The following is a 13,567-nucleotide window of genomic DNA, read 5'->3' as shown; positions in this document are numbered from 1 at the left end:
GCTGCACGAGTGTTCGTGCGTTCAAGCGCGCCTTTTCAGTTCGACGCACGGTAAAGCCCGTGCGCATCGATGTAGGCCAGGACCGCGTCAGGCACCAGGAAACGTACCGACTTCCCGCTGGCCAGCAGTTGACGGATCTGGGTGGCGGACACCGCAAGCGGGGTCTGCCAGACGAATGCAATATTCCCGTTCGGCCCGGTCAGGGCCAAGGGGTCACTTACCGACCGCGCAGCCAGCAGGTTGCGCAAGGCATCCGGCGGTTCGCTGTCGGCATCCGGGCGTTGCAAAACCAGGATGTGGCAATGCTGGAGGAGTTCCTCCCAGCGATGCCAAGAGGGCAGGCCGCAAAATGCGTCCCAGCCCAAAAGCAAAAACAACTGGTCATCTGCGGCCAGTTCGGCGCGCATCAGTTCCAGGGTGTCCACAGTGTAGGACGGTTTATCGCGCTTGAGCTCGCGATCGTCCACCACCAGCGGCGGTATGCCGGTAACGGCAAGGCGCACCATTTCCAGGCGTTGCTGCGGTGAGACCTGCGGGGTATCACGGTGCGGCGGCCGGAAATTGGGGATCAGGCGCAACTCATCCAGCGCGAGGGCATCCGCGACTTCCAGGGCACTGCGCAAATGGCCGATGTGCACGGGGTCGAAGGTACCGCCGAGCAGCCCGATGCGTTTAGCCATCAAGTGCGCACATGACCATCGCCGAACACCACGTATTTCTCGCTGGTCAGGCCTTCCAGGCCCACCGGGCCGCGGGCGTGGAGCTTGTCGGTGGAAATACCGATCTCCGCCCCCAGGCCATACTCGAAGCCGTCGGCAAAACGCGTCGAGGCGTTGACCATCACCGAAGCGGAATCCACTTCGTTGAGGAAACGCCGGGCATCGCTGAAATGCTCGGAAACAATAGCGTCGGTGTGCTTGGAGCCGTAGGTGTTGATGTGTTCGATGGCTTCGTCCAGGTCGTCGACAATCTTGATCGACAGGATCGGCGCCGTGTATTCGGTGTACCAGTCCAGCTCGGTCGCCTCGATCACGTCCGCACCCAGCAGCGCACGGGTACGCTCGCAACCACGCAGCTCCACGCCCTTGTCACGGTAGATGGCAGCCAGCGGCGGCAGCACGCGCTCGGCAATGCCGGCGTGCACCAACAGGGTTTCCATGGTGTTGCACGGGGCGTAGCGGTGGGTCTTGGCGTTGTCGGCGATGCGGATCGCCTTGTCGATATCGGCAGCGATGTCGATGTACACGTGGCACACGCCGTCCAGGTGCTTGATCACCGGGACCTTGGCATCGCGGCTCACGCGTTCGATCAGGCTCTTGCCACCACGCGGCACGATCACGTCGACGAACTCCGGCATGGTGATCAGCGCGCCAACGGCGGCGCGGTCGGTGGTTTCCACCACCTGCACCACTTCGGCCGGCAACTCGGCCACGGCCAGGCCCTGCTGAATGCAGGCGGCAATGGCACGGTTGGAATTGATCGCCTCGGAACCGCCACGCAGGATGGTCGCGTTGCCCGACTTGAGGCACAGGCTCGCGGCGTCGATGGTCACGTTCGGGCGCGACTCATAGATGATGCCGATCACGCCCAGCGGCACACGCATCTTGCCGACCTGGATGCCGGACGGCAGGTAACGCATGTCGCGGATTTCACCGATGGGGTCAGGCAGTTTGGCCACCTGACGCAAGCCTTCGATCATGTCGTCGATACGCGCCGGAGTCAGCGCCAGGCGATCCAGCAAGGCCGGTTCCAGGCCATTGGCGCGGCCGTTGGCCAGGTCCAGTTCGTTGGCGGCGGTCAACTCGGAGCGCGAAGCATCCAGAGCGTCGGCGGCAGCCAGCAAGGCACGGTTCTTCTGCGCGGTGCTCGCACGGGCGATCAACCGCGAGGCCTGACGGGCAGCGCGACCCAGGCGGGTCATGTAGTCAAGAACGGACTCAGTCATGGTCAGGGAGTCTTGGCAAAGAGGAAAGCGGCAGATTATAGCTGTGACGCCGCCCGACTGACAGCGGTGAGGGGCGGATGGTCGAAATGAACTGTAAAAACCTGGGGTTCAGCGGTAATTAAGGTGGGAGTTGTTATTATTCCGTCACATTTAGCCGTAATAACCCTGATCGCCATGTCCGGTTTTACCCCGCAACTTCCCGCCAGCGCCCTGCCCGACGGCTTCTTCGACCGCGATGCACAATTACTCGCGCGCGAATTGCTCGGAAAAGTCATACGCCATCGTGTCGGCGATATCTGGCTTTCAGCGCGAATTATCGAAACCGAAGCCTATTACGTGGCCGAAAAAGGCAGCCACGCCTCACTCGGCTACACAGAAAAGCGTAAGGCTTTGTTTCTGGATGGCGGACACATCTACATGTACTACGCCCGTGGCGGTGATTCGCTGAACTTCAGCGCCCACGGCCCGGGCAACGCCGTTCTGATCAAATCGGCTTATCCCTGGGTCGATGAAATCTCCGGGCCGGCCAGCCTGGCGCAGATGCTGCTGAACAACCCGGACGCCAATGGCCACCCGCGCCCCTCGCATAAACTCTGCGCCGGCCAGACCCTGCTGTGCAAAGCCCTGGGTTTGAAAGTGCCGATGTGGGACGCCAAGCGTTTCGATCAGAAATTGCTTTACGTCGAAGACGTGGGCCAGGCACCCACTCAGATTATTCAGACCACTCGCCTGGGCATTCCCAGTGGGCGCGATGAGCATCTGATGTACCGCTTCGTCGATGCTGGCTATGCGCCCTATTGCACGCGGAACCCGCTGCGCCGAGGCCAGGTCGAAGGTCGCGATTATTTTTTATTTGATTGAACACAGAGACCGGCAGCACAGCAATTCCACAGTGGAACTTCGCTGACTCAGAATTCGCATTACATAGATGGAGTGACGTTTTATGGGCCAATGGCTCGATAGCATCACCGGCTGGCTGACCCTGAACCCGCAATGGCTGGCGGTCGCGGTATTTATCGTCGCGTGCGTGGAATGCCTGGCCATTGCCGGGCTGATCGTGCCCGGCACGGTATTGCTGTTTGCCATTGCGGCGCTGGCCGGCAGTGGGGCGCTGTCCTTGAGTGAAACCCTGTTACTGGGGTTCCTCGGGGGTTATTGGGCGACGGGGTTTCCTACTACCTGGGCAGGCATTTCCATCAGAACATTCGGCGCCTGCCGGGCCTGCGTCATCACCCGGAATGGATGAATGGCGCGGAGACCTACTTCCACAAGTACGGGATCGCCAGCCTGCTGGTAGGACGCTTCATCGGCCCCTTGCGCCCGATGCTGCCGATGGTGGCTGGCATGTGCGACATGCCCTTCCCGCGTTTCGCCGCCGTGAGCGTCCTCGCCGCTGCCGGCTGGTCGGTGGCCTATCTGCTGCCGGGCTGGGCCACCGGCGCCGCGTTCCGCCTGCCGTTGCCGGAAGGCTTCTGGCCGGAAGCGGGGATCGTCGCCGCCTGCCTCGCGGTGGTCGTGGGGCTGAGCTTGAACAGCAGCCTGCGTGGCCATCGCCGCACCACGCTGTGGATCGGTTGCGCCAGCCTGGTGCTCTTGATCGCCTTGTTTATCGGCTACCCGCACCTCAATGACTTCGACCAGGGCCTCAGCGCACTGGTGCAAGAGCATCGCAGCCCGTGGCTGGACGAGGTGATGGTGCGGATCACCCAACTGGGCGAGTTCAAGAAGATGTTTGTCGCCAGCGCCGTGTTTACCGGCCTGCTGTTACTGGCGCGGCAATGGCGGCATGCGGTGTTTGTGGGCGTCACCCTGGCGGGAGCGGCGCTGATCAACACCGGCACCAAGCTGTTTTTCGCACGGGGCCGCCCGGAAATTCTTACAGACCCGCTGACCAGTTTCAGCATGCCCAGCGGCCATGCCTCCGGGGCGTTTGCGTTTTTCCTGGCGCTGGCGGTGTTGGCCGGTCGCGGGCAACCCACGCGGCTGCGCCTGACCTGGATGCTGATGGGCTGCATTCCCGCAGCATTCATTGCGCTGTCGCGGGTTTACCTCGGCGCGCATTGGCCTACGGATATTCTGGCCGGCACGCTGCTGGCAATGACCGTGTGCGCCTTCAGCCTGACCCTCAACCAGTATCGAAGCCCGTTGCCGGCGATGTCGCAAAAGACGTGGTGGCTGTTGCTTCCGACGCTGGTGGCGGTGCTGGGCTTTATCGCCCTCACCGGCACCTCCCACGCCCTGCTGCGCTATGCCTATTAAGTGAAGAGTTCGCCCTGTAACTCGTCGAGCAGCATCTGGATAGCATCCAGCCGCTGCTGAGGGTCGTCGAGTTGCAGCAGGTCGATCTTGTCGGCCTCGGTAAACGGCAGCAGATACGCCAACTGGTTGCCCAGGGCTTGCTGGCCGTCGGCGTGCGCGCCCATGTCCAGCGAGGCGACCATCGGGTGCTCGGCCAGGGCCTGGAGCAAGGCCAACAGGTCGGCGTCCTCTTCTTCCAGCGGCTGGTCCGGCAGTTCTTCGAGCCATTGCACCTCGGCCACCAGCAGTTGGTCCTTCTGCACGCCGGCGTCGCGCACCCGGAAGCGCCGCCCGCCTTCGACGCGAATCCCCAGCAGGCCGTTGTCCTGCTGTTTGAAGTCGCGGATCAGCGCTTCGCAACCGATCAGCGCGTAGCCATCCGGGGCCATGCCCACTTCCTGACCATCGAGGATGCACACCACGCCGAAGCTTTCGCCCTTTTTCATGCAGCGGCTGATCATGTCCAGGTAGCGCGCCTCGAACAGTTGCAAATCGAGGGTGCAGCCAGGGAACAGCACGGTATTGAGCGGGAACAGCGCCAGACTCATAAAGGTTTCCTTAAACCCGGTTTAAACAATCACCGACACAGCCAGCGGCAAAGACACCGCCGTGGCCACGCCCATCAGACTCATGGCCAGCGCTGCAAAGGCGCCGCACTCTTCGCTTTCCTGCAGGGCCACCGAGGTGCCGACGGCATGAGCGGTCATGCCCAGGGCCATGCCGCGTGCCTCGGGGCTGTGCACACCCAGGCGCGACAGGTACGCCGGACCGATCATCGCGCCGACCACCCCGGTGATCAGCACAAACACCGCCGCCAACGCGGCCACGCCGCCTATCTGCTCGGCCACCAGCATGGCAATCGGCGAGGTCACCGACTTGGGCGCCATGGTCATCAGCATCATGTGTTCAGCGCCGAACCACCAACCCAGCAGGACACACAGGCCGGTTGCCAGTACGCCGCCTATCACCAGCGTAGTAAAAATCGGCCAGAACAATTGGCGAATCCGCCGCAGGTTCAAATATAGCGGCACCGCCAGGGCCACCGTCGCGGGGCCGAGCAGGATGCCCATGATCTCGGTGCTTTTGCGGTATTCGGCGTAGCTCAGGCCGCAGCTGAGCAACACGCCGATCACCAGCAGCATCGACACCAGCACCGGCTGCAGGAAAATCCAGCGGGTTTTCTCGAAACCGGCCAGCACCAGTTGGTAGGCACCGAGGGTGATGCCGATGCCGAACAGGGGATGATGAATCACTGCGACCCACGCGCCGTGCCAGTCGACCATCATTGATCCTTCTCCTTGCGCTTGACCAGGTGCTGCATCAGCACACCGACAAAGCCCATGGCGATCACCAGCGACAGCACCAGCGCGCCGACGATGGCCCAGAAGTCGGCGGCAATGTCCTTGGCATACACCATCACCCCCACCGCCGGCGGCACCAGCAGCAACGGCAAGTAGCGCAACAGGCTGCCGGCTGCCAGGCTCAACGGCTCGCCGACTTCGCCGCGCCACACCAGGTAGCCCAGCATCAGCAGCAGGCCGATGATCGGCCCCGGCAGTACCGGCAGCAGCAAATGGTTGATCGCCGTGCCGATCAATTGAAACAACACCAGCCATGTCAGCCCGCGTAACAGCATCCGTTCTCCCCCCTTAAAGCCCGCCCGCATTATAAGCATGCCCGCCCTATGCTTCGGCATTCGCCAAAAGCATGGTGGGTTGACCGAGCTGGTTGCCCATGATGATCTACATTGGTTCTCTGCAACCCATAAAAAACAGCACCGATGAACCAAGGAGAGACGCAATGCCCTATGTACCCGTAGCGCAGCTCAAAGACTATGTCGGCAAGGAACTGGGACGTTCCGAATGGCTCACCATCGACCAGGCGCGTATCAACCTGTTCGCCGAGGCCACCGGCGATCATCAGTTCATCCATGTCGACCCGGTCAAGGCCGCGCAAACGCCGTTCGGCAGCACCATCGCCCACGGGTTCCTGTCGCTGTCGCTGATGCCCAAGCTGATGGAGGATATCCTGATCGTGCCCGATGGCTTGAAGATGGCCGTCAACTACGGCTTGGACAGCGTGCGCTTTATCCAGCCGGTGAAGGTCAACTCCAAGGTGCGCCTGAACGTGACCCTGACCGACGTCACCGAGAAAAAACCCGGCCAATGGTTGCTCAAGGCCACTGCCACCCTGGAAATCGAGGGCCAGGAAAAACCGGCTTACGTGGCTGAGTCGCTGTCGCTTTACTTCGTGTAAGCCCATGCCTGTGGTGGGGACATAAACCTCACCACAGGTTATGTAAATTTATGTATGAAACTCGCAGCTGCGGCATACTCGGCGCTCAATTATCCGGAACCCGCTATGCGCCCACTCGCCCCCCTTGCCCTTGCCCTGTTGCTCACCGCTTGCGGAGATGGCGAATCGCTGTTGCCGCCCGATGCGCGCCTGCCCGATGGCGGGCGCTACCGTGGCGATGTGGTCAATGGCTTGCTGCAAGGCCAGGGCCGCGTCGACTACCCCAACGGCAGCTGGTACGCCGGGCAGTTCGACAAAGGCCAGTGGCATGGCCAGGGCGAATGGCATGGCAGCAATGGCGAAGTCTATAAAGGCCAGTTCCAGCAGGGCCTGTTCGACGGCCAGGGCAGCCTGACCACAGCCGGCAGCCATTATGTAGGCGGGTTCAAGAACGGTCGGCGCAACGGCGAAGGCACCCTCAAAGAGGGGCAGATGACCTATCGCGGCGAGTTCAAGGACGACCAGTACTCCGGCCTCGGCCGCCTCGAACTGGCCGACGGCAGCCAGTACCAGGGCCAGTTCGCCCACGGCAAGCCGAATGGCGAAGGCCAGCGCAACGACGACAGCGGCAACCAGTTCAGCGGCCACTTCGTGGATGGCCAGCTGGAAGGCAACGGCACATTCAACAGCGCAGACGGCGACATCTATGTCGGCCAGTTCAAACAGAACCAGCTCAACGGCAAGGGCCGCTACGAAAACGCTGACGGCGATGTGTGGATCGGCCAGTTCAAGGAGGGCGCGCTGAGCGGCAAGGGCGAGTTGATCGGCGTGGACGGCAGCCATTACGTCGGCCAGTTCGCCGACTGGCGCTTTACCGGCGAAGGCCGCCTGAACCTCACCGACGGCAGCTTCTATATCGGCGGCTTCGACAGCGACAGCTACCAGGGCAAAGGCACGCTTGTGCTCACCGATGGCACCGTGCAGGCCGGCACGTGGGTCAACGGCATGCGCGTGCGTGACGCCGACGGCAAGCTGCTGCCCGACCCGCTGGAAATCGGCGTACTGGCCCAGGGCCGCTTGCTCGATGCCGCGCTTGCCGCTGTGCCCGCTTCCACCCCCGCCGTAGAGCTGTACACCCTGGTGCTGGCCGGTGACGGTAAACAAAGCGTGTTCCTGCGCGAAGCCGATTACGTCAGCAATATGCTCGCCACCCGCTTCGGCGCCCGTGGGCAGGTTCGCCTGGTCAACCACCGCGACCATGTCGCCGACCGTCCGATGGCCACCCGCGAGAGCCTGCGTCGCGCCGTGCAAACCCTGGCCGAACGCACGGGGCCGGAAGACCTGGTGTTTATCTACCTGACCAGCCACGGCACCCACGAGCATGAACTGGTGCTGGACCAGCCGCGCATGGAGCTGGCCGACCTGCCGGCCGATGAGCTGGCGGCCGTGCTTACGCCACTGAAAAACCGCGACAAGATCATCGTGATTTCCGCCTGCTATTCCGGCGGGTTCATCCCCGCGCTCAAAGACGAGCGCACGCTGATCATGACCGCCTCACGGGCCGACCGCGTGTCCTTCGGTTGCTCCGAAGAGGCCGACTTCACCTACTTCGGCGACGCCCTCTTCGCCCAAGCCTTCAACCAGACCGATGACCTGCAGCAAGCCTTCAAGCTGGCGCAGCTGCATGTGACCGAACGCGAACAGGCGGACAACTTCGAAGCCTCCGAGCCGCAGATCTGGGCCCCTAAAGGCGTGATCGCCCACTGGCAACTATTACGCAAGCAGCAGGCACGAAAGGCGCTCGAAAGCGTCTCAATGAATAGCAAGGAAGCCAAAGGCAACTAAGCTGTAACGTGTAACAAGGGGGAAACACCATGTACCTGACACCGCAGCATATCTTGCTCGCCGGCGCCTCTGGCCTTACCGGCGAACACCTGCTCGACCGCCTCCTCAACGAACCCACGGTAACCCGCGTGCTGGCACCCAGCCGCAAGCCGCTGGCTGAACACCCGCACCTGGAAAACCCGGTAGGCGACCCGGCCGTGTTCCTGCCGCAACTGAGCGGCCGCGTGGACATCGCTTTCTGCTGCCTGGGCACCACCCTCAAACGGGCAGGTTCCGAAGCGGCCTTCCGCGCCGTGGACCTGGACATGGTCGTGGCGTTCGCCAAACGCGCACGGGAAATGGGTGCGCGGCACCTGATCGTGATCAGCGCAATTGGCGCCGACCCGAAATCCTCGATCTTCTACAACCGCGTCAAAGGCGAGATGGAACAAGCGCTCAAAGCCCAGGATTGGCCGCAATTGACCATCGTGCGGCCATCGCTGTTGCTGGGAGAACGGCTCGAACCACGCCTGAGCGAGCAATTGGCCGGGCCGCTGTCACGTTTGATTCCGGGCAAGTACCACGGCATTGAAGTGTGCGAACTCGCCCGAGCCATGTGGCGCCTGGCGCTGGAAGAGCAAGACGGCGTGCGCGTGGTGGAGTCGGATGAACTGCGCAAGCTCGGCAAATAGTCCTGTGCCGGCCGGGCGGGCCTCATCGCGGGCAAGCCCGGCTCCCACAGGGGAATGCATTCCAATGGTGGGAGCTGGCTTGCCTGCGATGAGGCCAGCACAGGCACCCGCTATCTAAAGCCCGCCCGTTGCGTGCGCGTGATGGAGCTCGGCAAACAGTCCTGCGCTGACCAGGCGGGCCTCATCGCGGGCAAGCCCGGCTCCCACAGGGGAGTGCATTTCAATGGTGGGAGCTGGCTTGCCTGCGATGAGGCCAGCACAGGCACCCGCTATCTAAAGCCCGCCCGTTGCGTTGAACCCAACCCCCAGCACCGTCAACACCGAGAGCGGCAACAGCAAGGTGTCGAGCAGCGCGCTGGCCGGCAGGTCCACGTGCGGATAGCTCGGCGCTTCGGCGCCGAACCGGTCCTTGGCGCAACAGCCGCCGTTAATCGCATACAAGTCCAGGCGCGTGCCGGCATACACCACCGGCGCGCCGGGCTGGGCAGCGTCCAGCGTGCGCGCCGTGGCGCAACCGGCCAGTTGCAGCGCGAGGATCAGCAGCAGCGCCTTATTCATCGCTGCTCAAATGGTGCTCGCCCCAACGCGGCAGCATGTCCTGAGGGATATTCAGCAGGTTGAGAATCCGCGCCACCACAAAGTCCACCAGGTCGTCGATGGTTTGTGGCTGGTGATAGAAGCCGGGCGACGCCGGCAAGATGGTCACACCCATATTCGACAGCTTGAGCATGTGCTCCAGGTGAATGCTCGAATACGGCGCCTCACGTGGCACCAGGATCAGTTGGCGACGCTCTTTAAGCGTCACGTCCGCCGCACGTTCGATCAAGTTGTTGCAGGCACCGGTGGCAATCGCCGACAAGGTGCCGGTGGAACACGGCACCACCACCATCGCGGCCGGCGCGCCGGAGCCGGAAGCCACCGGCGACATCCAGTCCTCTTTGCCGTAAACCTTGATCTGCCCCGCCGCCGCACCGGTGTACTCGGTGAGGAAGGCTTGCATCATCTGCACCTTGGGCGGCAGCGCCACGTCGGTCTCGGTGGCCATCACCAACTGCGCGGCCTTGGAGATCAGAAAGTGCACCTCACGGTCCTCGCGCACCAGGCAATCGAGCAGGCGCAAGCCATAAGGCGCGCCGGATGCGCCGGTCATCGCCAGGGTGACGCGTTCCGGGCCGCTCATTTGAGCGCCTCGGCCAACTTGCCATGCAGGCCGCCGAAGCCGCCGTTGCTCATGACCACCACATGGGTGCCGGGCTTGGCGTGTTGCTGCACGAACTCAATGATGCCTTCAATCGAATCACAGACTTTCGACGGCACCGTGCACAGCGCAGCAATCGCGGGCAGGTCCCAGCCCAGGTTGGCCGGCGCGTACCACACCGCCTGGTCGGCGTCGTTGACGCTTTGCGGCAAGCCATCGCGGTGCGCGCCCAGCTTCATGGAGTTGGAGCGCGGCTCCACAATGGCGATGATCGGCGCATCGCCGACGCGCTTGCGCAGGCCATCCAGGGTGGTGGCAATCGCGGTCGGGTGGTGGGCAAAGTCGTCGTAGATGGTAATCCCATTCACGTCGGCGACCTTTTCCATGCGGCGCTTCACGCTTTTGAACGCGCTCAACGCGGCAATGCCGATGGACGGCACCACGCCGACATGGCGCGCCGCCGCCAGGGTTACCAGGGCATTCGCGACGTTGTGCTGGCCGGTCATGTCCCAGTCGACGATGCCTTGGGCCTCGCCTTCAAACAGCACTTCAAAGCGCGAGCCGTCGTCACTGAGCAACTTGACCTGCCATTGCCCGCCCGCGCCGGTGGTTTGCACCGGGGTCCAGCAGCCCATCTGGATTACACGCTGCAAAGCGGGCTCGGTGGTCGGGTGAATCACCAGGCCTTCGCTCGGAATAGTGCGCACCAAATGGTGGAACTGGCGCTCGATGGCAGCGAGATCAGGGAAGATGTCGGCGTGATCGAACTCGAGGTTATTGAGGATCGCCGTACGCGGGCGGTAGTGGACGAACTTGGAGCGCTTGTCGAAGAAGGCGCTGTCGTATTCGTCGGCCTCAATCACAAAGAACGGTGTATCGCCCAGGCGCGCCGACACCGAGAAATTCTGTGGCACGCCGCCGATCAGGAAGCCCGGGCTCATGCCCGCATGCTCCAGCACCCAGGCCAGCATGCTGCTGGTGGTGGTCTTGCCATGCGTGCCCGCCACCGCCAACACCCAACGGCCTTGCAGCACATGGTCGGCCAGCCATTGCGGGCCGGAGACATACGGCAAACCTTTATTGAGTACGTATTCGACCGCCGGGTTGCCACGGGACATGGCGTTGCCGATCACCACCAGGTCCGGGACCGGGTCGAATTGCGCCGGGTCATAGCCTTGGGTCAACTCAATGCCCTGGGCTTCAAGTTGCGTGCTCATGGGCGGGTAAACATTGGCATCGGAGCCCGTAACGTGATGGCCCAGCTCTTTGGCCAGAACCGCCATCGAGCCCATGAACGTACCGCAGATACCCAGAATATGAATGTGCATAGTCGACCTCGTAAAACATCGAGGCAGGTTAGCGCAGGGGGGCGAAAATCGCACTCTTTAGGTGTAGGACCGGGCGATACCGTGCCTGCGCAGCTTTCTATACAGCGTGTTACGGCTGACGCCCAGTTGCTCGGCCGTGTGGGTCATGTGCCAGCGTTGTTGTTCAAGGGCCGTGAGCAAGGCAAGCCGCTCGGCCTCTTCCAGGGGCGAGTCCACAGGCGTGGCCTGCGCAACCGGTTGCACCCGCGCCTGGCGAATCTGCGCGGGCAAATCCTCCAGGCCGACTTGCCCGTGGTCACACAGCGCCGCCAGCGTGCGCAGTACGGTGCGCAACTGCCGGACATTACCCGGCCAGGCGAAGCCCAGCAGCGCCGCACGCGTCGCCGGGTCGAGCACGACCGGCTGCCCGCCCGCCTCTTGCGCCAGCAGGAAGTCGAGCAATTGAGCCTTATCGCTGCGCTCGCGCAAGGGCGGCAGGCCGACTTCAAGGCCGTTGAGCCGGTAGTACAAATCTTCGCGAAAACTGCCGTCCTGCACACGCTCCAGCAAATTCCGGTGCGTAGCGCTGATTATTCTTACATTGACCGCCTGGGGCTCACCGCCGATAGGCACCACCATGCGGTCTTCCAGCACCCTTAATAGCCGGGTTTGCAACGCCAGGGGCATATCGCCGATCTCGTCGAGGAACAGCGTGCCGCCGTCGGCCTGCTGCAGCTTGCCTTGCATGCCTTCCTTGCGTGCGCCGGTAAAGCTGCCGCCGCGATAGCCGAACAGTTCGCTTTCGATCAGGCTTTCCGGGATAGCGGCGCAGTTGAGTGCCACAAACGCCTTGTCGGCGCGCAGGCTGGCGTGGTGCACAGCCTTGGCGAAGGCCTCTTTGCCGGAGCCGGTTTCGCCGTTGATCAACAGCGGCACGTCACGCTCGAAGACCCTCAGCGCCCGGCGAAAATCATTCTGCAGCGCCGGATCGCCCAGGCAGATATCCGGCAGACGCGGCGCCTCGGGCTTGGCCAGCGGTGCCGACGAGCGAGGCGCCTGCCCGCGCAACGCGGCGAACAGATGCCGACCATCGCGGGTACGCAGTGGCCAGCTGGCCGTAGCGTTCGCACTGGCACGCCCCAACAGTTGATCCAGCGAACACTCGAAAAACGCCTCGACCGGCTGCCCCAGCAACCCGCCGCGAACCTGCCCCAGCAGGTTCAACGCACTCTGGTTGGCCGCACACACCCGCCCTTCGCCATCAAAGGCCAGCAGCCCTTCGCTGAACAGCCCCACCGATTCGGCTTGCAGGTGAAAGCGCAGCAACCAGTGGTGTTCAAAGTGACGCAGGAAGTAACAACTTTCGATCATCTTCGCCGACAGGTTCACCAGCGCCATGGTGTGGAACTGGCTCTGGCGCGAGATGGCTTCGCGTGCCGAGGACACATCGAGCACGGCAAGCAGCTCGCCATGGGGGTCGAACACCGGGCTCGCCGAACAGGTCAGCCCGGTATGGCGGCCGCGAAAATGCTCATCACGATGAATGGTCAGCGACTGACGCTCCACCAGGCAGGTGCCGATGCCGTTGGTGCCCTCGCACGCTTCACTCCAGTCGGCGCCCAGCCAGAGCCCGGCGCGTTCGAAAATCTTGCGCTCCGACGGCGCAGTGACACAGTTGAGGATCACCCCGCGGGCGTCGGTCAGCAGCACCGCATGGCCGGCGCCGGAGAGCTGTTGATGCAGGCTGTTCATCTCGCTGCCGGCGATGCTCAACACTTGTTGCAGGCGCTCGCGGCTTTCCAGCAGGCGGCCGTGTTCCAGCACGGTGGGGGCGATGGTCAGCGCGGGGTCAAGGTGGTAATCCTCCAGGCAACGCAGCCAGGAGCGGGCGATGGACGGGTCGCTGGCGGGCCCGTGGGACAGTTCTTGCCCACGGGTGACGGTCAAGACTTGCTGGGCATGGCGACTGAAATGATCGTTTTGCATGTTCTTATTATTCTCCCTGCGTGAGAACAGCCAGCATCCCCCAGCCATCCGACCATTGCAATCCCGGGCAGACCCACCGGTC

General features: G+C 63.0%; 13 protein-coding genes and 1 pseudogene. 5 read left to right on the top strand and 9 right to left on the bottom strand.

The window, feature by feature from the left end; all coding sequences use genetic code 11:
* Positions 1–35: 35 nt before the first annotated feature.
* Both nadD and LRS56_29985 read right to left on the bottom strand, forming a co-directional pair.
* The gene (gene nadD / locus LRS56_29990) at positions 36–680 is read right to left on the bottom strand and encodes a nicotinate-nucleotide adenylyltransferase (protein WDU62864.1); all 645 of its coding nucleotides are present in this window, start codon (positions 678–680) and stop codon (positions 36–38) included.
* Positions 680–1,945: a glutamate-5-semialdehyde dehydrogenase gene (locus LRS56_29985; protein WDU62863.1), complete on the bottom strand. Its 1,266-nt coding sequence runs from the start codon at positions 1,943–1,945 to the stop codon at positions 680–682. The genes nadD and LRS56_29985 overlap by 1 nt, the downstream gene beginning before the upstream one ends.
* 174 nt (positions 1,946–2,119) lie before the next feature.
* Between LRS56_29985 and LRS56_29980 the strand changes: the two genes are divergently transcribed.
* Both LRS56_29980 and LRS56_29975 read left to right on the top strand, forming a co-directional pair.
* Positions 2,120–2,806, top strand: coding sequence for a DNA-3-methyladenine glycosylase (locus tag LRS56_29980; GenBank protein WDU62862.1), 687 nt, complete (start codon positions 2,120–2,122; stop codon positions 2,804–2,806).
* Positions 2,807–2,888: 82 nt separating this feature from the next.
* Positions 2,889–4,204: pseudogene (locus LRS56_29975) on the top strand (bifunctional DedA family/phosphatase PAP2 family protein).
* Here LRS56_29975 and LRS56_29970 read toward each other — a convergent pair.
* The 3 genes from LRS56_29970 to LRS56_29960 are packed head-to-tail and all read right to left on the bottom strand — an operon-like array spanning position 4,201 to position 5,879.
* Positions 4,201–4,791: an LON peptidase substrate-binding domain-containing protein gene (locus LRS56_29970; protein ID WDU62861.1), complete on the bottom strand. Its 591-nt coding sequence runs from the start codon at positions 4,789–4,791 to the stop codon at positions 4,201–4,203. The pseudogene LRS56_29975 and the gene LRS56_29970 sit on opposite strands and share 4 nt — an antisense overlap.
* Before the next feature lie 21 nt (positions 4,792–4,812).
* Positions 4,813–5,529: an LrgB family protein gene (locus tag LRS56_29965; GenBank protein ID WDU62860.1), complete on the bottom strand. Its 717-nt coding sequence runs from the start codon at positions 5,527–5,529 to the stop codon at positions 4,813–4,815.
* Positions 5,526–5,879 carry a CidA/LrgA family protein gene (locus LRS56_29960; GenBank protein ID WDU62859.1) on the bottom strand — a complete coding sequence of 118 codons (354 nt, stop codon included), beginning with the start codon at positions 5,877–5,879 and terminating at the stop codon, positions 5,526–5,528. Before LRS56_29960 ends, LRS56_29965 begins: the two co-directional genes overlap by 4 nt.
* A gap of 164 nt (positions 5,880–6,043) precedes the next feature.
* Here LRS56_29960 and LRS56_29955 point away from each other — a divergent pair, with 164 nt between their 5' ends.
* The 3 genes from LRS56_29955 to LRS56_29945 all read left to right on the top strand — a co-directional run bounded on the left by LRS56_29955 (position 6,044) and on the right by LRS56_29945 (position 8,994).
* Positions 6,044–6,499, top strand: coding sequence for a MaoC family dehydratase (locus LRS56_29955; GenBank protein ID WDU62858.1), 456 nt, complete (start codon positions 6,044–6,046; stop codon positions 6,497–6,499).
* 105 nt (positions 6,500–6,604) lie between these two features.
* Positions 6,605–8,323 (top strand): caspase family protein, encoded by a 1,719-nt coding sequence (locus tag LRS56_29950; protein ID WDU62857.1) that lies wholly within the window; start codon positions 6,605–6,607, stop codon positions 8,321–8,323.
* A 29-nt stretch (positions 8,324–8,352) separates the two neighbouring features.
* Positions 8,353–8,994, top strand: coding sequence for an oxidoreductase (locus tag LRS56_29945; protein WDU62856.1), 642 nt, complete (start codon positions 8,353–8,355; stop codon positions 8,992–8,994).
* A 273-nt stretch (positions 8,995–9,267) separates the two neighbouring features.
* Here the strand turns inward: LRS56_29945 and LRS56_29940 are convergent, their stop codons facing one another.
* The 4 genes from LRS56_29940 to LRS56_29925 are packed head-to-tail and all read right to left on the bottom strand — an operon-like array spanning position 9,268 to position 13,485.
* Positions 9,268–9,552 carry a YceK/YidQ family lipoprotein gene (locus LRS56_29940; GenBank protein WDU62855.1) on the bottom strand — a complete coding sequence of 95 codons (285 nt, stop codon included), beginning with the start codon at positions 9,550–9,552 and terminating at the stop codon, positions 9,268–9,270.
* Positions 9,545–10,174 (bottom strand): flavin prenyltransferase UbiX, encoded by a 630-nt coding sequence (gene ubiX / locus LRS56_29935; protein WDU62854.1) that lies wholly within the window; start codon positions 10,172–10,174, stop codon positions 9,545–9,547. The genes LRS56_29940 and ubiX overlap by 8 nt, the downstream gene beginning before the upstream one ends.
* The gene (gene mpl / locus LRS56_29930; GenBank protein WDU62853.1) at positions 10,171–11,520 is read right to left on the bottom strand and encodes a UDP-N-acetylmuramate:L-alanyl-gamma-D-glutamyl-meso-diaminopimelate ligase; all 1,350 of its coding nucleotides are present in this window, start codon (positions 11,518–11,520) and stop codon (positions 10,171–10,173) included. Before mpl ends, ubiX begins: the two co-directional genes overlap by 4 nt.
* Positions 11,521–11,577: 57 nt before the next feature.
* Positions 11,578–13,485 (bottom strand): sigma-54-dependent Fis family transcriptional regulator, encoded by a 1,908-nt coding sequence (locus LRS56_29925; GenBank protein WDU62852.1) that lies wholly within the window; start codon positions 13,483–13,485, stop codon positions 11,578–11,580.
* Positions 13,486–13,567 lie beyond the last annotated feature (82 nt).

The sequence above is a fragment of the Pseudomonas poae genome, from assembly GCA_028869255.1.
Taxonomy (GTDB): domain Bacteria; phylum Pseudomonadota; class Gammaproteobacteria; order Pseudomonadales; family Pseudomonadaceae; genus Aquipseudomonas; species Aquipseudomonas poae_C.
This window is presented reverse-complemented; position numbering and strand designations above follow the sequence as displayed.